At 72.1% G+C, this 23754-nt stretch carries 8 protein-coding genes; 6 read left to right on the forward strand and 2 right to left on the reverse strand.

Annotated elements, in window-relative coordinates:
• Both OIC96_RS21245 and OIC96_RS21250 read right to left on the reverse strand, forming a co-directional pair.
• Window positions 1–213: an MbtH family protein gene (locus OIC96_RS21245; protein ID WP_327430540.1), complete on the reverse strand. Its 213-nt coding sequence runs from the start codon at window positions 211–213 to the stop codon at window positions 1–3.
• Window positions 214–333: 120 nt separating this feature from the next.
• Complete coding sequence (locus OIC96_RS21250; RefSeq protein WP_327430539.1) at window positions 334–615, reverse strand: hypothetical protein; 282 nt, start codon at window positions 613–615, stop codon at window positions 334–336.
• A 236-nt stretch (window positions 616–851) separates the two neighbouring features.
• Between OIC96_RS21250 and OIC96_RS21255 the strand changes: the two genes are divergently transcribed.
• The 6 genes from OIC96_RS21255 to OIC96_RS21280 all read left to right on the forward strand — a co-directional run bounded on the left by OIC96_RS21255 (window position 852) and on the right by OIC96_RS21280 (window position 23610).
• Complete coding sequence (locus tag OIC96_RS21255; protein ID WP_330306322.1) at window positions 852–1433, forward strand: cobalamin B12-binding domain-containing protein; 582 nt, start codon at window positions 852–854, stop codon at window positions 1431–1433.
• Between the two features lie 5 nt (window positions 1434–1438).
• A complete protein-coding gene (locus tag OIC96_RS21260; protein WP_330310223.1) occupies window positions 1439–2803 on the forward strand; it encodes a methylaspartate mutase in 1365 nt (454 codons plus the stop codon).
• Window positions 2800–3816, forward strand: a complete 1017-nt coding sequence (locus OIC96_RS21265; protein ID WP_330306321.1) for an asparagine synthetase A — start codon at window positions 2800–2802, stop codon at window positions 3814–3816. Before OIC96_RS21260 ends, OIC96_RS21265 begins: the two co-directional genes overlap by 4 nt.
• A complete protein-coding gene (locus OIC96_RS21270; RefSeq protein WP_330306320.1) occupies window positions 3813–5060 on the forward strand; it encodes a glutamate synthase-related protein in 1248 nt (415 codons plus the stop codon). Before OIC96_RS21265 ends, OIC96_RS21270 begins: the two co-directional genes overlap by 4 nt.
• A gap of 104 nt (window positions 5061–5164) precedes the next feature.
• Window positions 5165–16531: a non-ribosomal peptide synthetase gene (locus OIC96_RS21275; protein WP_330306319.1), complete on the forward strand. Its 11367-nt coding sequence runs from the start codon at window positions 5165–5167 to the stop codon at window positions 16529–16531.
• Window positions 16528–23610, forward strand: a complete 7083-nt coding sequence (locus OIC96_RS21280) for an amino acid adenylation domain-containing protein (RefSeq protein ID WP_330306318.1) — start codon at window positions 16528–16530, stop codon at window positions 23608–23610. Before OIC96_RS21275 ends, OIC96_RS21280 begins: the two co-directional genes overlap by 4 nt.
• Window positions 23611–23754: the final 144 nt, after the last annotated feature.

The raw sequence follows: 23754 nt of genomic DNA on the forward strand, positions 1-23754 counted from the left end.
TCAGCCGGCCATCGCTGCGACGACCGAACGCGGGCGCATGTCCGTCCAGTTCGCCTCGATGAATTCGATGCATTCCTGCTTGCTGCCCTCGCCCTTCAGCAGTTCCCAGCCCGCCGGCTGCTGAATGCGGGACGGCCAGAGCGAGTGCTGGCCCTCTTCGTTGGCCAGCACGACATAGCGGCCCTCGGAATCCTCGAACGGGTTGGTTGCCATGATCTCCACCTCGGTCTGACGAGAAGGTAAGCGGTGAACTCCTGCCGTCGACGCTAGAACTCCCGGGCCGCCGAGCGGGGCAGAACCTCCGGCAGACCGGCGGCATCCGGGCACGCCGGATCAGGAGAGCCGACGGGACGTCTGGTGCGCGTAGGTGAGGGCGACGCCGGTCGCCACGGTGGCCGCGCGCACCGCGCCGAGCGCCTCACGCAGCAGCTCTGTACGCTCCAGGGGCAGCTGGGCGAGTTGGGGCCGGCCCGCCCGTACGATGTTCACCGCGGCCTCCAGGACCGCGACTTGGGCCTCGCCGAGCGCCTCGCGCCGGTCGACCCGCCGCAGTGCCGTGGCCAGGACGTCCTCAAGCGCGTCCGCCTCAAGGACGCTTTCGCCGGTGTGTGTCATGTCATGACTCCTCGGTCGGGGCGCGATGTCCGCTGTGTGCGGTCCGCCCAGTGTCGCGCCCCGAATGGCGCCCGGAACACGGCAGTTGGGCAACTGCTCCTTTCCTGCCGCCCGGTTGCCGCCGGGGACGCCGTAATTGACTCCGGCGCGAATCTACGGTGGTGGCCGAAAGGAAGTTCCGGCAAGCCAGGACCCTCCTTCTCCCCTGTCATCCAATGATGTGGACGAAGCGAACAATGAAGCCTGCGGAATGGGCGGCTCGTCATCGATCCGGGCCGCTGGATGTCGTCGTCACCGGACTCCCCTCCGACGCGCACACCTGGAATCTCGTATTCATCCAACTGCTGCTCGAAGACCTCGGTCACAAGGTGGTGAACCTGGGTCCCTGTGTTCCCGAGGACGAGATCGTCGAGTCCTGCTGCAAGTTCCAGCCCGACCTGCTGGTCGTCAGCAGCGTCAACGGGCACGGCTTCAACGATGCCCGGCCGCTGATCGGAGCGATCCGGTCGCGCTGGGAGCTGGCCGGGCTGCCCGCCGTCATCGGCGGAAAGCTCGGTGTCGGCGGCGACGCGGCCGACGAGCACGTGGAGCAGGCGGGCGAGCTGATGGCGGCCGGCTTCGACGCGGTCTTCCAGGAGGGCGTCGGCCTCGCCGTCTTCGAGTCCTTCGTCGGCTCGCTGACCGGGGCTGCCTCTCCCGCCCTCGCGGATCCCGCCCTCACGGATCCCGCCCCCGCGGACTCCGCCCTCGCGAGTGCCGGGCCCGCGCTCCGGCGCACGTCCCGCGCCGGGGCCCTGAGCGGAAAGGCGAAACGGTGACCGCACTGCATCAACGCCCCCTGCCCTTCGGCCGTTTCGTCGCCGACGCGCAGGCCCGTGGCGCCCTCGTGGTCCAGCCGCGGATGGGCTTCTCCGACCCCACGCTGATGCGGGCGGGCCTGCTGGCCACCAAGACCGCGGCGGACCCGGTCGTCGGCACCGTCACCATCGACAGCTACACCCGGGTCAGCGACGAGCCGTCGGCCGTGCGGGCGCTGAACAACGGGGTCCCGCTGAACGGGTTCCCGATCACCTCCTACAGCCCGCACACCTCGCGCTGGATCCTGGACGGCGTACGCGACGCCGGCTTCCCGGTCCAGATCCGGCACGGATCGGCGCGTCCCCAGGGCATCGTCGCCGCCCTGGCCCTGCTCGGCCTGGACGCCACGGAGGGCGGCCCGGTGTCGTACTGCCTGCCGTACGGGCGCACCCCGCTGCTCGACTCCGTGCGCAACTGGCAGGAGAGCTGCGACTTCCTGGCCGCTCTGCGCGCCACCGGCACGGAACCGCACCTGGAGACCTTCGGCGGCTGCATGCTCGGCCAGCTGTGCCCGCCCGGGCTGCTGGTGGCGATCAGCGCGCTGGAGGCCCTCTTCTTCCACCGGGCGGGACTGCGCAGCATCTCGCTCAGCTACGCCCAGCAGACCAACGCGGCGCAGGACCGGGAGGCGGTGCACGCACTGCGGCGGCTGGCCGGCGAGCTGCTGCCGGACACCGACTGGCACATCGTCCTCTACACGTACATGGGCCTGTACCCGCGGACCCGGCGCGGCTCGCTGGACCTCCTGGAGCGTTCGGCGGAGCTGGCGGTGGAAACGGGGGCGGCCCGGCTGATCGTGAAGACGACGGCCGAGTCGCACCGCATCCCCACCATCGCGGAGAACGTCGAGGCCCTGCGGGTCGCCTCCGGCGCCGCCGCCCGGCATCGGGCACGGCTCACCCCGCGAACCGAGCACACCGCCCTCGCCGAGCACACCGCCCTCGCCGACAACCCCGTCTACGCCGAGGCCCGCGCCCTCGTGGACGCCGTACTCAACCTGGACGACGACCTGGGCCAGGCGCTCCTGAAGGCCTTCGCCCGCGGATACCTCGACGTCCCCTACTGCCTGCACCCCGACAACGCGGGCCGGACCCGCAGTCACATCGACCGGTCCGGCCGGCTCACCTGGTCCGAGATCGGGGCGATGCCCATCGGCCATGTCTCCGAGAAGGGCCGGCGGCTGACGGCGGCGGGGCTCTACGACGCCCTGTCGTTCGTGCAGCGCCGGCACGACCGCACCGCTTTCCCGACCGTCCCCCGGACCTCTCTTCCCTCGGCGGCCCGTCGCCCTTCGGTCCATCGGCAGCACACCCAGGAGGTAGCACCATGACCAGCACGTCCGCCGAGCTCGACGTCCGCATCCCGCCCGCGTTCCCGTCCTCGCCCGACCAGCACCTGGTGGCCGAGAGCACCCGGGCCACCCTCCGCGTACAGAGCCGCATGCTCGCCGCGACCCGCGCGTTCCTGACCGGGCAGGGCTTCCAGGAGCTGCTGCCGCCGGTCATCGGGCCGGTCACCGATCCGGGCATCCGCGGCTCCAAGCAGGTCGACGTCGACTTCTACGGCCACAAGTACAAGCTGATGACCAGCGCGATCCTCTACAAGCAGGCCTCCCTGCTGGCCTTCGACAAGATCTTCTACATCGCGCCCAACGTGCGCCTGGAGCCGCTGGAGACGGCCGTCACGCACCGCCATCTCGCCGAGTTCCACCAGATCGACGTGGAGATCCGCGACGCCCGGCGCGAGGACGCGATGGAGCTCGCCGAGCGCCTGGTGGCGTACGTGGTCGACGAGGTGGTCCGTGAGCTGCCCGCCGACCTGGAGCTGCTCGGCCGGGACAAGGACGCCTTCCGGGAGGTGGTGACCGGGGCGTTCGCCCGGACCACCCACAAGGAGGCGACCGCGGACCTGATCGCGCTCGGGCATCCGCAGGACCCGGGCGCCGAGATCGACTGGGAGGGCGAGGAGATCCTCTCCGCCAAGACCAGCCGCCCGTTCTTCGTCGCCGACTACCCCAAGGGCTCGCGCGGCTTCTACGACCGCGAGGACCCCGAGCAGCCGGGTGTCCTGCGCAACTTCGACCTGATCGCCCCGGAGGGCTACGGCGAACTGGCCAGCGGCAGCGAGCGGGAGCACGACTACGCGGCCCTGGTCACGCGGATGCGGGAGACCGGCGAGAACCCGGCCAAGTACGGCTGGTACCTGGACCTGGCGCGTCGGGGCATCCCCGCCAGCTCCGGTTTCGGTATCGGCCTGGAGCGCTTCACCCGGTACGTCACCGGCCGCACCGCCGTCTGGGAGGCCAGCGCCTACCCCAAGCTTCCGGGAGTGGTCTCGGCATGAGCGCCGTACTGACAGCCGCCGGGTTCCCCGAGGAACAGGTGCGCCACCGGGCCCGGCACGGCGCCGCGAGCGTCTTCCCCGCCCTCGACGCGTACGGCAGCAGCCTGCTGGGCGCGATGCCGGCCGGCGCCGACCCCGGCGACCTGCTGGAGCGGGCCCGGATCGTGCCTCCGGTGTTCATGCCCGAGCGGCTGAAGAAGCTCATCGACCTGGCGCGTGAACCGCTGTACACGGATGTCGAACTCGACACCGTGGTGGGCGGGTTCACCTCCCGGCTGCCGCTGTACGTGTCGGCGTTCGGCTCCACCCAGGTCGCCAGCCACGACCTCGGCGAGGCCGCCGGGCGGCAGGCCGCCCGGCTCGGCATCCCGATGGTGATCGGCGAGAACGTGGTGCCGGTCAACGGCTACCGCGCCGCGTCCGACGCCGAGGCCTCCCCGCTGATCGGCCGGATCGCCGCCTACGCCGACGCGGCCGACGACGAGCACGGCGGTGTGGTCGTCCAGCAGTCCACCGAGGACGCGGACGCCGAGGTGTGGAACCTCGTCTACAGCGACCCGGCGTCCGAACCACTGCTCGCCACCGGCCGGCTCGCCTTCGAGCTGAAGGTCGGCCAGGGCGCCAAGCCGGGCCTCGGCGGCCTCACCGTCCTGGGCCGCGAGGCCGCGGGGAGGGTCGCCGAACAGTACGCCACCGACCAGGTGTTCGGCGCCGACAGCGACTCCGTCCTGCGGATCAGCAGCCCAGGCACGTTCACCGAGGAGATCCTGCGTCAGCAGATCCGGCTGATGCGCAACAACTTCCCCCGCGTGAAGGTGTGGGTGAAGCTCCACCCGGGCCGGGACGTGGCGCTCGCGACGGCCACCGCCTGGGCGGCCGGCGCGGACTCCGTGACGGTGGACGGCGCGGAGGGCGGCACCGCCTGGGCCCCGAACGCCTTCCTCGGCCAGGTGGGTCTGCCGCTCGGCGACTGCCTGACCCGCATCGGCCGCACCGACCACTGTCTGCTCGCCAGCGGACGCGTCTGGGAGGGCAGCCGGGCCGTCAAGGCCCTCGCGCTCGGCGCACGCGCCGTCGGGCTCGGCCGGGCCGCTCTGCTGGCCGTCGACGAGGACACCGACCACGGTCTGGTGCGCCTCGTGGAAAGCATCGCCCTGGAACTACGGCTGCTGATCAGCTCCGTCGGCAAGTACCACGTGAACGCCCTCGCGGACGAGGACGTGTTGCTGCCCACCAGCCCGTAGCTCCCTACGACTTCGCACCACCCGCGCGTTTCCCCGTCGTGGCTCCGTCGGTCTCCCGGCACGCCGCGAGACCACCAGAACCGAGCTTCCAAGAAGGTGTCGAGATGTCCCAGCCGCAAGCCGATCCCCTGCTCCCCCTCGGCGTCGGCGTGCCCGATGGCGTCGCCGCGTACAACGACACGACGGTGGAACTGCCCGAGGGCGCGCTGCACGAGCTCTTCGCCGCGCAGGCCGCCCGCACCCCGGACGCCGTCGCCCTGGTCCGCGAGGACCGCCGGCTCACCTACCGCGAGCTCGACGGGGCGGCCAACGCCCTCGCGCACCGGCTGATAGCCGCCGGTGTACAGCCGGGCGACTCGGTCGGGCTGCTCTTCGACCGGTCGCTCGCCTATGTGATCACCGTGCTCGGCGTCCTCAAGAGCGGCGGTGTGTACGTCCCCCTCGACCCGCGCCAGCCCGCCGAGCGCCTCGGCTGGATCCTCGGCAACACCGAGGCCGTCCTGCTGGTCACGGACCGCGCGACCGAGGAGGAGACCGGCTTCGCGGGTGAGCTGCCGGCCCTGCGGCTGACCGAGGACACCGCGACGGCGCAGGAGCCGGCCGGTGCCCCCGAGGTGGCCGTCCACCCGGACCAGCCGCTGTACGTGATGTTCACCTCCGGCTCCAGCGGCACCCCCAAGGGCGTCGTCAACACCCACCGCAACGTGGTGGAACTGGCCCTGGACCCCGGCTTCGGCACCGAGGCGCACCAGCGGGTCCTCGCCTACTCGCCGCTGCCCTTCGACTCCTCGACGTACGAGCTGTGGGTGCCGCTGCTGCGCGGCGGCCTGGCCGTGGTGCTGCCCGCGCCGAAGATCGACATCGGTGAGCTGGGCGAGGCCATCGCCCGCTACGACGCGACCGCCGCGTACTTCACGACCGCGCTGTTCGACGCGATGGCCAGCGAGGCGATCGAGGGCCTGGCCCGGCTGAAGGAGATCTGGACCGGCGGCGACGTACTGTCCGCCACCGCCCTGCAGCGGGTGCTCGACCACTGCCCCGACACCACGGTCATGCACGTCTACGGTCCCACCGAGGCCACCGTCTTCTGCAGCTACCAGGCGTTCACGCCGGACGTCCGCACGCTGGAGCGGCTCCACCTGGGCATCCCGATGGCGAACACCGCGATGTACATCCTGGATGCCGAGCTGCGCCACACCGCCCCCGGCGAGACCGGTGAACTCTATGTGGCGGGGCCCCACTTGGCGCAGGGTTACGCCCGGCTGCCCGCCCTGTCCGCCGAGCGTTTCACCGCCGACCCGTACGGCCCCGCCGGTACCCGCATGTACCGCACCGGCGACCTCGCCGCCTGGAACGAGCACGGCGAGGTCGTGTTCCTGGGCCGCGCCGACCAGCAGGTCAAGCTGCGCGGCAACCGCATCGAGCTCGGCGAGATCGAGACCGTCCTGGTCCGCCACCCGTCCGTGGCCCAGGCCGCGGTGATCGTCCGCGAGGACCGGCCCGGCGACAAGCGCCTGGTGGCCTATGTGGTGCCCGCCGTGGAGGGGGTCCTCGACGGCGCGGAGCTGCTCCGGTACGCCGGCGAGGAGCTGGTCGAGTACATGGTCCCCTCGGCGGTCGTCCCGCTGGGCTCGCTGCCGCTGACCGCGAACGGCAAGCTGGACCGCCGCGCGCTGCCGGCCCCCAAGCTCGGCGGCACCGCGAACGGCCGGGCCCCCCGCAACCCCGTCGAGGAGGTCCTGGCCGGGCTGTTCGCCTACGCGCTGGGGCTGCCGTCCGTCGGGATCGACGACGACTTCTTCACGATCGGCGGCCACTCGCTGCTCGCCACCCGCCTGGTCAGCCGGATCCGCACCACCCTGGACGTCCAGCTGACGCTGCGCGAGTTCTTCACCTGCCCGACGGTGGCGCTCCTTGCCGAGTACATCGCCGCGGACGGCGGCGAGTCCGGCCGCCCGGCGCTGACGGCGGCCGAGGAGCGGCCCGAGCTGCTCCCGCTGTCGTCGGCCCAGCAGCGGCTGTGGTTCCTCGACCAGATGGAGGGCCCCTCCGCGACGTACAACATTCCGCTCGCCGTCCGGGTGCGCGGTGAACTGAACGTCGCGGCACTGGAGTCGGCGTTCACCGATGTGCTGGGCCGGCACGAGAGCCTGCGCACGGTCTTCGGCACGGCCGAGGGGCGGACCTACCAGCGGGTGCTGCCCGCGGACGACGTACGGATCGAGCTGCCGGTCACACCGGCGGACGTATCCACGCTCACCGCGCTGCTGGCCGAGGAGTCCGAGCGGGCCTTCGACCTCGCGGCCGATCTGCCCGTACGGGCCCGGCTGCTGAGGACCGGCGAGCGGGACCACGTGCTGCTGGTGGTGATGCACCACATCGTGTCGGACGGCTGGTCGTACCAGCCGCTGATGCGCGACCTGAGCACCGCCTACGCGACCCGCTCCCGCGGACAGCGCCCGGCATGGGAGCCGCTGCCCGTCCAGTACGCCGACTACGCCCTCTGGCACCGCGCGCTGCTCGGCGACCCGGCGGACGCGGAGAGCGTCGAGTCCCTCCAGCTCTCCTACTGGCGGGACGCGTTGGCGGACCTCCCGGAGGAGGTCACCCTCCCCGCCGACCGGCAGCGCCCGGCCGTCTCCTCCTACCGGGGCGCCACCCGCTCCGTGCACTGCCCGCCGGAGGTGCACGCGGCCCTCGCGGCCCTTGCCCGGGAGTCGGGGGCGTCGGTGTTCATGGTGGCCCAGGCGGCGGTGTCGACACTGCTCGCCCGTTCCGGCGCGGGCCACGACATCCCGCTCGGTTCGCCGATCGCGGGCCGCACCGACCAGGCGCTCGACGACCTCGTCGGCTTCTTCGTCAACACCCTCGTCCTGCGCACGGACCTGTCGGGCAACCCGAGTTTCCGCGAGCTCCTCACCCGCGTCCGGGAGACCGACCTGGCGGCCTGGGGCCACCAGGACCTCCCCTTCGACCGGCTCGTCGAGGCCGTCAACCCGGACCGTTCGGCGGCCCGGCACCCGCTCTTCCAGGTCATGCTGACGCTGACGGACGCGGCCACGCCGACGCTCGTCGCCGAGGGTCTGGAGACGGAGTCGGAGTTCACCTGGCTGCGGGCCGCCAAGTTCGACCTGACGTTCTCCTTCGCCGAGCACCGCACGGCGGACGGGGAGCCCGGCGGCCTCGACATCACCGTCGAGTACGCCACCGACCTGTACGACGCCCGCACCGTCGAGGCGGCCGCCGGGCGCCTGGTCCGGCTGCTGTCGGAGGCGGCGACCCACCCCGAACTGCCCGTCGGGGAGCTGGAGTTGCTCACCGGCCAGGAGCGCGGACTGCTCCTGGAGGAGTGGAGCGGGGAGGTCACCGCAGCCCCGGAGGCCGGTCTCGGCGCCCTGTTCGCCGCACAGGTGGCCCGCACCCCGGACGCGGTCGCCCTGATCGACTCGGCCAGCGACCTGACCTACGCCGAGCTGGACGAGCGCGCCAACCGCCTCGCCCACCACCTGATCTCGGAAGGGGTGGAACCCGGCAGCCGGGTGGCCCTCTTCCAGGAGCGCTCACTCGACGCCGTGATCGCCACGCTCGCCGTGGTCAAGGCCGGAGCGGTGTACGTCCCGCTCGACACCCGCTACCCGATGGAGCGAGTCCAGCTCATCGTCGAACAGTCGGCCGTCGAAATCCTCCTCACCGACCGCGACGCCGGGGAACTCCAACTCCCCGCCGGAGCCAGGGCCCTCTCCGTGCAGGCCCCGTCCGACGGCGACACGAGCGACCCGCACGTGCCGGTCCACCCCGACCAGGCCGTGTACGCGATGTTCACCTCGGGCTCGACAGGCGTCCCGAAGGGCGTAGCGGTCACCCACCGCAATGTGGCCGACCTCGCCGCCCAGACCATGTACGCCAACGGCAACCACAGCCGGGTCCTCTTCCACTCCCCGATGGCCTTCGACGCCTCCACCTACGAGATGTGGGTGCCCTGGCTCAACGGCGGCACGCTGGTCGTCGCCCCGGCCGGCCACCTCGACACCGCCGCCTACCAGCAGCTGTTGTCCGAGCACCGCATCACCAGCCTGTGGATGACGGCAGGCCTGTTCCGCCTCATCGCGGAGGAAGCACCCGCCGCATTCACCGGCGTACGCGAAGTCTGGGCGGGCGGCGATGTCGTACCGCCGGAGGCCGTACGACGGGTGATGGACCACAACCCGCAGATCACCGTCGTCAACGGCTACGGGCCCACCGAGACCACCACCTTCGCCGCCACCCACCACATCCGCCGGCCCTACGACTACCCGGGCACCGTCCCGATCGGCGAACCCCTCGACAACCACCGCCTCTACGTCCTCGACGAGCACCTGGGCCTGGTGGCGCCGGGCACCCCGGGCGAGCTCTACGTCGCGGGCGCGGGTCTGGCCCAGGGTTACCTGGACCGGCCGGGCATGACGGCCGAGCGGTTCGTCGCCGACCCGTACGGCCCGGTCGGCACCCGGATGTACCGCACCGGCGACCTCGTCCGCTGGAACCAGGAAGGCTCACTCGACTACCTCGGCCGCGCCGACCAGCAGGTCAAGCTGCGCGGCTTCCGCATCGAACTCGGCGAGATCGAGACCGTGTTGGCCGCCCAGGACGCCGTCGCCCAGGCGACCGTCATCGTCCGCGAGGACCGGCCCGGCGACAAGCGGCTCGTCGCCTACCTCGTCGCCGCCGAGGGCCGGAAGACCGACGCGAAGGCGATTCACCGGGAGATCTCCGGTTCGCTGCCCGAGTACATGGTCCCGTCCGCGTTCGTGACGCTGGACGCGATCCCGCTGACCGTGAACGGCAAGGTGGACCGCAAGGCCCTGCCCGCGCCGCAGGTCAGCCACGACACCGGCGGGCGGGCCCCGCGCAACCCGGTCGAGGAAGTCCTCTGCGGTCTGTTCGCGGAGATCCTCGGGCTGCCGTCGGTGACCATCGACGACCACTTCTTCCACCGGGGCGGGCACTCCCTGCTCGCCACCCGGCTGATCAGCCGCATGCGGCAGGCGTTCGGGGTCCAGATCACCGTCAAGGACCTCTTCCAGGGGCCGACCCCTGCGGCGCTCGCGGAGTTCGTCGACGCCGGCGGAGACGGTGTGCGGCGGCCCGCCCTGCGGGAGATGACACGTCCGGAGCGGGTGCCGCTGTCGTCGGCCCAGCAACGGTTGTGGTTCCTCGACCAGTTGGAGGGCCCGTCCTCGACGTACAACATCCCGCTCGCGCTGCGCCTCAAGGGCGAGCTGGACCGGGAGGCGCTGCGTCTCGCGCTGACCGACCTGGTGGTCCGACACGAGAGCCTGCGCACGGTGTTCGCGGTGGCCGACGGCGACTTCCACCAGCTGGTGCTGCCCGCGGACGGGGTCCGGGTCGAGCTGCCGGTCACGCCGGCGGACGAGGACTCCCTGGCGGAGCTCCTCGGCGCCGAGGCCGCGCGCACCTTCGACCTGGCGGCCGGACTCCCGCTCCGCGCCGCCCTGTTCGACCTGGGCGAGCGGGACCAGGTGCTGATGGTGGTCATCCACCACATCGCCTCCGACGGCTGGTCCACCACCCCGCTGCTGCGTGACCTCGCCGCCGCCTACGAGGCCCGTGTGCTGGGTGAGGCCCCCGGCTGGGAGCCCCTGCCGGTGCAGTACGCCGACTACACGCTGTGGCAGCAGGAGCTGCTCGCGGCGGACGGCGAGCGCCAGGCGGAGTTCTGGGGCCACACGCTGGACGGGCTGCCGGACGAGGCCACCCTGCCGGCCGACCGGCCGCGCCCGGCCGCCGCCACCTACCGGGGCCGGACCCACGGCGTCCACTGCCCGCCCGAGCTGCACCAGGCGCTGACCCGGCTGGCCCGGGAGACCGGCACCACGATGTTCATGGTCGCGCAGGCCGCGGTCGCCACCGCCCTGTCCCGCTCGGGGGCGGGCACGGACATCCCGATCGGCGCCCCGATCGCGGGCCGTACGGACGAGGCGCTCGACGGGCTGGTCGGCTTCTTCGTCAACACCCTGGTGCTCCGTACGGACGTGGAGGGCGACCCAAGTTTCCAGGAGCTGCTCGGCCGGGTCCGGGACACCGATCTGGCCGCCTGGTCCCACCAGGACCTGCCCTTCGACCGGCTGGTCGAGCTGCTCAACCCGGCCCGCTCCACCTCCCGCCACCCGCTGTTCCAGGTGGCCCTGACCCTTCAGGAAGCGGTCACGCCGTCCCTGGAACTCACGGGTGTGGAGACCGAGTCGGGCTTCACCCCGCTGGAGATCGCCAAGTTCGACCTGACCTTCTCCTTCCACGAGCACCGGACGGCGGACGGGCAGCCGGGCGGCCTGGACATCAGGGTCGAGTACGCCACCGACCTGTACGACGCCCGCACCGTCGAGGGGCTCGCGGATCGTCTCGTACGACTGCTGGAATCGGCCGTCGCCGCGCCGGACCTGCCCGTCGGGGAGCTGGAGTTCACCGGCCCCGAGGAGCGGGAGCGGCTGCTGGCGCTGGGCGCGGGTCCGGTCACCGAGGGCGACCTCCCGGACGCGGGCCTCGCGGAGCTGTTCGCCGCGCAGGTGGCCCGTACGCCGGACGCGGTCGCGGTGGCGTCCGAGGAGCGCACCTTCACCTACGCCGAACTCGACGCCGAGTCCGACCGGTTCGCGCAGCGGATCATCGGCCTCGGGGTCGGCCCCGAATCCGTCGTCGCCCTGATGATGGAGCGCTCGGCCGACCTCCTGGTCGCCATGCTCGCGGTCGTGAAGGCGGGCGGCGCCTACGCGCCCCTCAACCCGGCCGACCCGGACACCCGCCACACCCAGATCCTCGATGAACTCGACGCGCCGGTCCTGATCACCGACCGGGCGCTGGCCGACCATCCGCTGGTCACCCGGGCGCAGGCCCGGGACCTCGTCGTCGAGGCCAAGGACCTCGACGGCCGCCCCGCGACGAGGCCCACCGCCCCCACCCACCCCGACCAGTGGCTGTACGTCATGTTCACCTCGGGCTCGACCGGCGTCCCGAAGGGTGTCGCCGTCACCCACCGCAACGTGGCCGACCTGGCCCGCCAGCGGATGTACGCGGGCGGCGCCCACCAGCGGGTCCTCTTCCACTCCCCGCACACCTTCGACGCCTCCACCTACGAGATCTGGGTGCCGTGGCTGACCGGCGGCACGGTCGTCGTGGCGCCCCGGGGCCACCTGGAGACCGGCACGCTGAGCGAGCTGATCACCGGATACTCGATCACGAGTCTGTGGCTGACGGCGGGGCTGTTCCGGGTGATGGCCGAGGAGGCGCCGGAGGCCTTCGTGGGGCTCCGGGAGGTGTGGGCGGGCGGGGACGTCGTCTCTCCCGAGGCCGTCCGCCGTATCCACGAGCACTGCCCGGACACGACCGTCGTCAACGGCTACGGCCCGACCGAGACCACCACCTTCGCCACCACCCACCGCATCCACCGCCCGCTCGACTACCCGGGCACCGTCCCGATCGGCGAGGCCCTCGACAACCACCGCCTCTACGTCCTCGACTCCGCGCTCCGGCTCGTTCCGGCCGGTGCGCCCGGGGAGCTGTACATCGCCGGGGCCGGTCTGGCGCGCGGCTATGTGGGCCGCCCGTCGCTCACCGCCGAGCGGTTCGTCGCCGACCCGTACGGCGCCGAGCCGGGCGCCCGGATGTACCGCACCGGGGACCTGGTGCGGTGGAACCACGAGGGCTCGCTGGAGTACCTCGGCCGGGCCGACCAGCAGGTCAAGCTGCGCGGCTTCCGCATCGAACTCGGCGAGATCGAGACCGTGTTGACGGCCCATGAAAGCGTCGTCCAGGCCACGGTGATCGTCCGTGAGGACCGGCCCGGCGACAAGCGGCTCGTCGCCTACCTCGTGACCGCCGAGGGCGGCGTCGACCTGAACGACCTGCGCCGGCACGCCACTTCGGCACTCCCCGAGTACATGGTCCCGTCGGCCTTCGTGCTCCTCGACGCGATCCCGCTGACCGCCAACGGCAAGATCGACCGGCGTGCGCTGCCCACCCCGCAGGTCACCCACGATGTCACCGGACGTGCCCCGCGCACCCCCCAGGAAGAGGTCCTGTGCGGCCTGTTCGCGGCGGTCCTCGGGCTGCCGTCGGCCACCATCGACGACAACTTCTTCCACCGGGGCGGCCACTCCCTGCTCGCCACCCGCCTCATCAGCCGCATCCGCCAGGCCTTCGGCGTCCAGCTCGGCGTCCGGGACCTGTTCCGGTCCCCGACCGTGGTCGCGCTGTCCGAGCGGGTCACGGAGGGCAGCGGTGAGCTTCCCCGGGCCGCGCTGACCCGCGCGCAGGAGCGCCCCGAGCGCGTGCCGCTGTCCTCCGCCCAGCAACGGCTCTGGTTCCTGGACCAGATGGAGGGCCCGTCGGCGACGTACAACATCCCGATGGCGCTGCGCCTCACCGGCGCGGTGGACGTCGAGGCCGTGCGGCAGGCCATAACCGACCTGGTCACCCGCCACGAGAGCCTGCGCACCGTCTACCCCACCCACGAGGGCAAGGCCTACCAGTCGGTGCGGGCCCCCGAGCCGGTCGAGCTGCCCGTCGTCCCGGTCACGGACGACACGCTCGCCGCCCGCCTGGCCGGCCTCTCCGCCATCCCCTTCGACCTGGCCTCCGGCATCCCGCTCCGCGCCCACCTGCTGGCGCTCGGCGACCAGGAGCACGTCCTGCTCCTGGTGATCCACCACATCGCCTCCGACGGCTGGTCCAACGCCCCCCTCTTCCGCGACCTGGCCGCCGCCTACGCGGCCCGCGCCGAGGGACAGGCACCGGAGTGGGAGCCGCTGCCCGTCCAGTACGCCGACTACGCGCTGTGGCAGCAGCAGCTGATGGAGGAGGACGAGGAGCGCCAACTCGGGTTCTGGCAGAAGACATTGGCCGACCTGCCGGAGGAGGCCACCCTCCCCGCCGACCGGGCCCGCCCGGCAACCGCCTCCAACCGGGGCAGCACGCACACCGTCCACTGCCCCGCCGAGCTGCACACCTCGCTGACCTCGCTGGCCCAGGACACCGGCACCACCTTCTTCATGGTCGCCCAGGCGGCCGTGTCCACCCTCCTCGCCCGCTCCGGCGCCGGGTACGACATCCCGCTCGGCTCCCCCGTCGCAGGCCGCACCGACCAGCAACTCGACGACCTGGTCGGGTTCTTCGTCAACACCCTGGTCCTGCGTACCGACCTGACCGGCGCCCCGAGCTTCCGCGACCTGCTGCACCGGGTCCGCGAGACCGACCTGGCCGCCTGGAACCACCAGGACCTGCCGTTCGACCGGCTCGTGGAAATCCTCAACCCCGAGCGCACACCCGCCCGCCACCCGCTCTTCCAGGTCATGCTCACCCTCGGCGACACGTCGGCCGAGGCGCCCGAACTGCCCGGCCTGGACACGGCGTACGAGTTCTCGCAGGTGGCGATCGCCAAGTTCGACCTCACCTTCGGCTTCGCGGAGCACCGGGGGGCGGACGGAGAGCCCGGCGGTCTGGACATCACCGTCGAGTACGCGACCGATCTGTATGACGCGAGCACCATCGAGAGCGTCGCGACTCGTCTCGTACGACTGCTGGAGGCGGCCGTCGCCGCCCCTGAACTGCCGGTCGCGGACCTTGAGTTGTTGTCCTTCGGGGAGCGGGCGCTGCTGCTGGAGTCGCGAGCCGGGTCCGTCACCGGAAGCGCCGACGCCGGGCTCGGGGAGCTGTTCGCGGCACAGGTCGCGCGCACGCCGGAGGCGGTGGCCGTCGTCCACGGCACCCAGGAACTGACCTACCGCGAACTGGACGAGCGCGCCAACCGCCTCGCGCACCACCTGATCGCGGAAGGTGTGCGGCCCGGCAGCCGGGTGGCGCTCTTCCAGGAGCGCTCGCTCGACGCCGTGATCGCCACCCTGGCCGTGGTCAAAGCGGGAGCCGTCTACGTCCCGCTCGACACCCGCTACCCGATGGAGCGCGTCCAGCTCATCGTCGAACAGTCGGCGGTCAAGGTCTTCCTCACCGACCGCGGCCCCGAAAGCCTCCAACTCCCGGCCGGCGCACGGGCGATCTCCGTGGCGGCCCCGTCCGAGGGCGAGGCGAGCGACCCGCACGTGCCGGTCCACCCGGACCAGGCCGTGTACGCGATGTTCACCTCCGGCTCGACCGGTGTCCCGAAGGGCGTGGCGGTCACCCACCGCAATGTGGCCGACCTGGCCGCCCAGACGATGTACGCCAACGGCAACCACAGCCGGGTCCTCTTCCACTCGCCGATGGCCTTCGACGCCTCGACGTACGAGATGTGGGTGCCCTGGCTCAACGGCGGCACGCTGGTCGTCGCCCCGGCCGGGCACCTCGACACCGCCGCCTACCAGCAGCTGTTGTCCGAGCACTCCATCACCAGCCTGTGGATGACGGCGGGCCTGTTCCGCCTCATCGCCGAAGAAGCACCCGCCGCATTCACCGGCGTACGCGAAGTCTGGGCCGGCGGTGACGTCGTACCGCCCGAGGCCGTACGCCGCGTCATGGACCACAACCCGCAGATCACCGTCGTCAACGGCTACGGCCCGACCGAGACCACCACCTTCGCCGCCACCCACCACATCCGCCGCCCCTACGACTACCCCGGCACCGTCCCGATCGGTGAACCCCTCGACAACCACCGCCTCTACGTCCTCGACGAACACCTCGGTCTGGTCGCGCCGGGCACCCCGGGCGAGCTGTACATCGCCGGAACCGGACTCGCCCAGGGCTACCTGGACCGGCCGGGACAGACCGCCGACCGCTTCGTCGCCGACCCGTACGGCGCCGAGCCGGGCGCCCGGATGTACCGCACCGGCGACCTCGTCCGCTGGAACCAGGAAGGCTCACTCGACTACCTCGGCCGCGCCGACGAACAGGTCAAGCTGCGCGGCTTCCGCATCGAACTCGGCGAGATCGAGACCGTGTTGGCCGCCCAGGACGCCGTCGCCCAGGCGACCGTCATCGTCCGCGAGGACCGGCCCGGCGACAAGCGGCTCGTGGCCTATCTGACCGCGCAGGACGGGGCGCGGATCGACGACGAGGACGTGCGGCGGCGGATGTCGGGGCTGTTGCCCGAGTACATGGTTCCGTCCGCGTTCGTGACGCTGGACGCCATCCCCCTGACCGTGAACGGCAAGGTGGACCGCAAGGCCCTGCCCGAGCCGCAGGTCACGCACGACACCGCGGGGCGCGCGCCCCGCACCCCCAAGGAAGAAGTCCTCTGCGGGCTGTTCGCGGAGATGCTCGGACTGCCGTCGGTCACCATCGACGACCACTTCTTCCACCTGGGCGGGCACTCCCTGCTCGCCACCCGGCTCGTGGGCCGGATCCGCACCGTACTCGGGGTCGAGCTGTCCGTGGCGACCCTCTTCGAAAACCCGATCGTGGCAACGCTCGTCGAGAAGCTCGACGGCGCCGAGGCCGCAAGGCCCAAACTGCGGCCGATGCGCCGGATGGGAGCGACCAAGTGATCCCCTTGTCCTACGCCCAGCAGCGGCTGTGGTTCATCGCCCAGATGGAAGGGCCGTCGACCACCTACAACATCCCGCTGGCAGTGCGGCTCACCGGTGAACTCGACCGGGCCGCCCTGCGGTCGGCCCTCGCCGACGTCATCGGCCGGCACGAGAGTCTGCGGACGGTCTTCCCGGACCAGGACGGCACGCCGTACCAGCACATCCTCGAAGAGGAGGACGTGGAGTTCGAACTGCCCGTCGTGCCGGCCACGGCCGGGACGCTGGAGGCGGTGCTCGCCGAGGAGTCCGCGCAGGTCTTCCACCTGGCGGTGGACCTGCCGGTGCGGGCGCGGCTGATCGCGCTCGACGAGCGGGAGCACGTCCTGCTCGTGGTGATGCACCACATCGTCTCGGACGGCGGCTCGACGGCCCCGCTGCTCCAGGACCTGGCGACCGCCTACGGCGCCCGGGTCCAGGGGCAGGCCCCCGAGTGGGAGCCGCTGCCGGTGCAGTACGGCGACTACACGCTGTGGCAGCAGGAGCTGCTCGGCGAGGCGGACGATCCGGAGAGCGCCGGGTCGCGTCAACTCGAGTTCTGGCGCGAGACGTTGGCGGAGCTGCCGGAGGAGGCGACCCTGCCCGCCGACCGGCCGCGCCCGGCCACCGCCTCGTACCACGGCGCCACCTGCGACGCGCACCTTCCCGCGGACGTCCACGCCGGACTGACGCATCTGGCGCGGGAGTCGGGGGCGACGCTGTTCATGGCGGCCCAGGCCGCGGTCGCGACCGTGCTGTCGCGCTCCGGGGCGGGCCTCGACATCCCGGTCGGCTCGCCGGTCTCCGGACGTATCGACGAGGCCCTCGACGGGCTGGTCGGCTTCTTCGTCAACACGCTGGTGCTGCGGACGGATCTGACGGGCGACCCGAGCTTCCGGGAGCTGCTCGGCCGGGTCCGCAAGACGGACCTGGCGGCGTGGGGCCAGCAGGACCTGCCCTTCGACCGGCTGGTGGAGGTGCTCAACCCGGAGCGCTCCGCCTCCCGGCACCCGCTCTTCCAAGTGATGCTCACCATGGGCGAGACCGGTTCGAACGCCGTCGGCTTCCCGGGGCTCGACGCCCGGACCGAGTACAGCGCGCTGCAGATCGCCAAGTTCGACCTGACCTTCGGCTTCGCCGAGCACCGCACCCGCGACGGCCGGCCGAACGGCCTGGACATCACCATCGAGTACGCCACCGACCTGTACGACGCCCGGACGATCGACGCGCTCATGGCCCGGCTGAGGCGGCTCCTGGAAGCGGTGCTCACCTCGCCCGACACCCCGCTCTCCGTGCTGGACCTGCTCGGCGAGCACGAGCGCCGGCTGCTCCTGGAGGAGTGGAGCGGCACGGTCACCGGGGCACCCGAGGCGAGCCTCGCCGAGCTGTTCGCGGCGCAGGCCGCCCGTACCCCGGACGCGATCGCCCTGGTCGACGACGTCCACGAGGTCACCTACGCCCAGCTCGACGAGACCACCAACCGTGCGGCCCACCACCTCATCAACCTCGGTGTCCAGCAGCACGACGTGGTCGCCGTCCTGATGGAGCGCTCGGCCGACCTGCTCACCGCGCTGCTGTCGGTGACCAAGGCCGGAGCGGTGTACGCCCCGCTGAACACCACCGACCCGGACTCCCGCCTCACCCAGATCCTGGCCGACACCGGGGCTCCGGTCCTGCTGACCGACGCGGCCCTGTCCGACCACCCGCTCGTCGCGGAGACCACCGCCCAGGTCGTCGTCCTGGACGGCACCACCGGGCTCGACCACCTGCCGGCCACGGCGCCGGCGCGCACGATCCACCCCGACCAGCCGCTGTACGCGATGTTCACCTCGGGCTCCACCGGCGTCCCGAAGGGTGTCGCGGTCACCCACCGCAATGTGGCCGACCTGGCCGCCCAGACCATGTACGCCAACGGCAACCACAGCCGGGTCCTGTTCCACTCACCGGCCGCGTTCGACGCGTCCACCTACGAGATATGGGTGCCCTGGCTCAACGGCGGCACCGTCGTCGTCGCACCCCCCGGCCACCTCGACCCCACGGCCTACGGGCGGCTGCTGGCCGAGCACTCGATCACCAGCCTGTGGATGACGGCGGGCCTGTTCCGGGTCATGGCCGAGGAGGCACCGGCCGCGTTCGCGGGCGTCCGCGAGGTGTGGGCCGGCGGTGACGTCGTACCGCCGGAGGCCGTACGCCGGATCCACGAGAACTGCCCGGACACCACCGTCGTCAACGGCTACGGGCCGACCGAGACCACCACCTTCGCCGCCACCCACCACATCCACCGCCCGCTCGACTATGCGGGCTCCGTCCCGATCGGCGAGCCCCTCGACAACCACCGCCTCTACGTCCTGGACCACCACCTCCAGCTCGTCGCGCCCGGCACCCCGGGCGAGCTGTACATCTCCGGAGCCGGTCTCGCCCAGGGCTACCTCAACCGGCCGGGCATGACGGCCGAGCGGTTCGTCGCCGACCCGTACGGCCTGGCCGGCACCCGGATGTACCGCACCGGTGACCTCGCCGCCTGGAACCACGAGGGCTCCCTGGAGTACCTCGGCCGGGCCGACCAGCAGGTCAAGCTGCGCGGCTTCCGCATCGAACTCGGCGAGATCGAGACCGCGCTGGCGGCCTGCGACTCCGTCGCCCAGGCGACCGTGGTCATCCGTGAGGACCGGCCCGGCGACAAGCGGCTCGTCGCCTACCTTGTCGCTGCCGACGGCACGCGGCTCGACTCCAAGGCGGTCCAGCGCGAGGTCTCCGGCGCGCTGCCCGAGTACATGGTCCCGTCCGCGTTCGTCACCCTCGACGCGATCCCGCTGACCACCAACGGCAAGATCGACCGCCGTGCCCTGCCCGCGCCCCAGAACACCGGCGACACCGGCGGGCGCGCACCCCGCACCCCCGCCGAGGAAGTGCTCTGCGGTCTGTTCGCCGCCGTGCTCGGGCTGCCGTCGGTCACCATCGACGACCACTTCTTCCACCGCGGCGGGCACTCCCTGCTCGCCACCCGGCTCATCAGCCGCATCCGCGCCGTGTGGGACACCCAGATCACCATCCGTGACCTGTTCCAGTACGCGACGGTCGCGCTGCTCTCCGAGCGGCTCACGGCCGAGAGCAGCGGGGAACAGCGTCCGGCGCTGCTGCCCGAGGAGCGTCCGGAGCGGGTGCCGCTGTCCTCCGCCCAGCAACGGCTGTGGTTCCTCGACCAGATGGAAGGCCCGTCCGCCACCTACAACATCCCGATGGCCCTGCGCCTGAAGGGCACCCTCGACCCCGACGCACTCCAGCTCGCCCTCACCGACCTCGTCACCCGCCACGAGAGCCTGCGGACGGTCTACCCGACCCACGAGAACAAGGCCTACCAGGCCGTCCTCCCCGCGGCCACCACCGCACTGGCCATCATCCCCGCGACCGAGGACACCCTCGACGGGCTGCTGGGCGCCGAGGCCGGACACGCCTTCGACCTGGCGGGTGAACGCCCCTTCCGCGCGAGCCTGTTCCGGCTCGGCGCCGAGGAGCACGTCCTGATGCTGGTCGTCCACCACATCGCCTCCGACGGCTGGTCCAACGGGCCCCTCTTCCGCGATCTGGCCGCCGCCTACGAGGCCCGCGTCCAGGGCGAGACCCCGCAATGGGAGCCGCTGCCGGTCCAGTACGCCGACTACGCCCTGTGGCAGCAGAAGCTGCTCCAGGACAACGAGGACCGCCAACTCGACTACTGGCGCGAGGCTCTGGCCGAGCTCCCGGAGGAAGCGACCCTTCCCACCGACCGCGCCCGCCCCGCCGCCGCCTCCAACCAGGGCACCACCCACACCGTCCACTGCCCCGCCGAGCTGCACGGCTCGCTGACCTCGCTGGCCCAGGACACCGGCACCACCTTCTTCATGGTCGCCCAGGCGGCCGTGTCCACCCTCCTCGCCCGCTCCGGCGCCGGGTACGACATCCCGCTCGGCTCCCCCGTCGCAGGCCGCACCGACCAGAAGCTCGACGACCTCATCGGCTTCTTCGTCAACACCCTCGTCCTGCGCACGGATCTGTCGGGCAACCCGACCTTCCGCGACCTCCTCACCCGCGTCCGGGAGACCGACCTCTCCGCCTGGGCGCACGAGGACCTGCCCTTCGACCGGCTCGTCGAAGCCCTCAACCCCGAGCGCACCACCGCCCGGCACCCCCTCTTCCAGGTCATGCTCACCGTCGGCGACACCAGCACCCGGGCACCCGAACTCCCGGGCCTGGAGAGCGAGTTCGCCTTTCCCTCCGCCTCCATCGCCAAGTTCGACCTGACCTTCGCGTTCGCGGAGCACCGGACGGCGGACGGACAGCCGGGCGGCCTCGACATCACCATCGAGTACGCCACCGACCTCTACGACGCCCGCACCGTCGAAGCCACCGCCGACCGCCTCGTCCGCCTCCTCACCACCGCCGTCAACCAGCCTGAACTCCCCGTCGGCGACATCGAGTTGCTCTCCGACGACGAGCGTGTACGGGTACGGGACTGGAGCGGTCCCCAGGCGCCGGCGCCGGTCCTCGGTCTGGACGGGCTGTTCACCGGGCAGGCGGCCCGCACACCGGACTCGGTGGCGCTGGTCTTCGAGGACCAGCAGGTGACGTACGCCGAGCTGGACGTCTGGTCCAACCGGCTGGCCCGGCACCTGACCTCGCGGGGCGTCGAGCCCGGCAGCATCGTGGCCATCCACCTGGAGCGCTCGCCGCATCTGATCGCGTCCCTGCTCGCGGCGCTGAAGGCCGGCGCCGGATACACGCTGCTGGACCCGCAGTTCCCGGCCGACCGGCTGACCACCGTCCTCGGGCAGACCAACCCGTCGGCGCTGGTCACCCAGAGCCACCTCGCGGCCCTGCCGACCTCGGCCACCCTGGTCGATCTGACCGTCGACACCCCCGCGATCAGCGGTCTTTCGGGGGCGCCGGTGGAGACGGGCGGGCACCCGGAGACGACGGCGTGCGTGATGTTCACCTCCGGCTCGACCGGGGTGCCCAAGGGCGTCGCGGCCTCGCACCGGGCGCTGGCGGCCACCTTCATCGGCCCTGACTATCTGCACTTCGGCCCTGAGCAGACGTATCTGCAGAGCTCGCCCGTGTCGTGGGACGCCTTCGCCCTGGAGGTCTTCGGGCCGCTGCTGCACGGCGGGGTCTGCGTTCTGCAGCCCGGCCAGCACACCGACCCGCACCAGATCGCGGAGCTGGTGGAGCGGCACGGGATCACCACGCTCCAGATGTCGGCGAGCCTGTTCAACCACATGCTCGACGAGCACCCGGCGGTCTTCTCCCGGCTCCGGGAGGCCATGACGGCCGGTGAGGCGGCCTCGCCCGCGCACGCCGCCAAGGCGCTGGCCGACCACCCCCATCTGCACCTGGTCAACGGCTACGGTCCCGCGGAGAGCATGGGGTTCACCACCGCCCACACCATCAGCGCCCCCGCGCCCGCCATCCCCATCGGGCGGCCCATCACCGGCAAGCACGCCTACGTCCTCGACGAGAACCTGCGGCTGCTGCCGCCGGGCGTCCCCGGCGAGCTGTACGTCGCCGGGCACGGGCTCGCGCACGGCTACATCGGGCAGCCCGGGCTCAGCGCCGAGCGGTTCGTCGCCGACCCGCACGGGGCGCCCGGCTCGCGGATGTACCGCACCGGCGACCTGGCCCGCTGGAGCCAGGACGGAGCGCTGGAGTATTTCGGGCGGGCCGACCAGCAGATCAAGCTGCGGGGCTTTCGCATAGAGCCCGGTGAGATCGAGTCGGCGATGCTGCGGCACGCCTCCGTCGCCCAGGCCGCCGTGATGATCCGTGAGGACCGGCCCGGCGACAAGCGTCTGGTGGCCTACGTGGTGACCGTGGACGGCGGTGCGCCGGACATCCCGGAGCTGCGCCGGCACGCGGTGGCGGCCCTGCCCGAGTACATGGTGCCCGCCGCCATCGTGCCGCTGGACGCGCTGCCGCTGACGGTGAACGGCAAGCTCGACCGGCGGGCGCTGCCCGAGCCGCCGCAGGCCGACCGGACCGGCGGGCGGGCGCCGCGCACCCCGGCCGAGGAAGTCCTGTGCGGGCTGTTCGCGGTCACGCTCGGCCTGCCGTCGGTCACCATCGACGACCACTTCTTCCACCTGGGCGGGCACTCCCTGCTCGCCACCCGGCTCATCGGCCGCATCCGTGCCGTCTGGGACACCCCGGTCACCATCCGGGACCTGTTCCAGTACCCGACCCCCGCGCTGCTGGGCGAGCACATCGCCGCCGGCTCGGGCGGGAACCCGCTGGAGACCCTGCTGCCGATCCGCTCCGCGAGCGAGGGCGGGGAAGCCCCGCTGTTCTGCGTACACCCCATCTCGGGGATGAGCTGGTCCTACGCCGGGCTGCTGCGGCACATCGGCGAACAGCGGCCGCTGATCGGCCTCCAGGCACGGGAGTTGACGGACCCCTCGGGGCGGCCCGCCTCCATGGAGGAGATGGCCGACACGTACGTGGCCGAAATCCGCTCCGCCCAGCCGCACGGCCCGTACCACCTGCTGGGCTGGTCGTTCGGCGGTCTGATCGCCCACGCCGTCGCCGCCCGCCTGGAGGAGCTGGGCGAGCAAGTGGCCCTGCTCGGGCTGCTCGACTCCTATCCGCTGCCCGACGGCTTCGAGGCGCCCGCCATCACCGGGCGCGAGGTCCTGACCGCGCTGCTCGGCACCCGCGGCGCCGAACTGGCCGTGGCGTGCGCGGACGGTGCGCCGGACGCCGCCGAACTGGCGGAGGTGCTGCGCGCCGAGGACCCGATCCTGGGTGCCCTGGAGCCGGCCCAGGCCGCCGCGGTCGTCGAGGCCACCGCGGGGAACCTGGAGATGCGCTACCGGTACGTTCCCGGGCGGCAGTTCAGCGGCGGCATGCTGTTCTTCAACGCGCGCCGCACGCCCGCCGCCATGACCGGCGCCGAGTCCTGGGCACCGTATGTTCTCGGCCGTGTCGAGGAGCACGACATCGACTGCGAGCACTGGGACATGACCGGCGCCGAGCCCCTGCGGGAGATCGGCAAGGTCGTGTCCGAGCACCTGCGGGCGGTCCACCACTGACGTCTGGCACCACCGGGCCACCAAGGCGCCCGGGTCCACCTCACCAGGGTGGGCCCGGGCGCTTCGACGTGTGCCCCGCCGGTCCGCCTGGGCAATTGCCCGCAGCCTGCCGCTCTTGCCGCCGGGCTACGGGTTCCGGCCTGC

This window comes from Streptomyces sp. NBC_00775, assembly GCF_036347135.1.
Classification (GTDB): domain Bacteria; phylum Actinomycetota; class Actinomycetes; order Streptomycetales; family Streptomycetaceae; genus Streptomyces; species Streptomyces lutosisoli.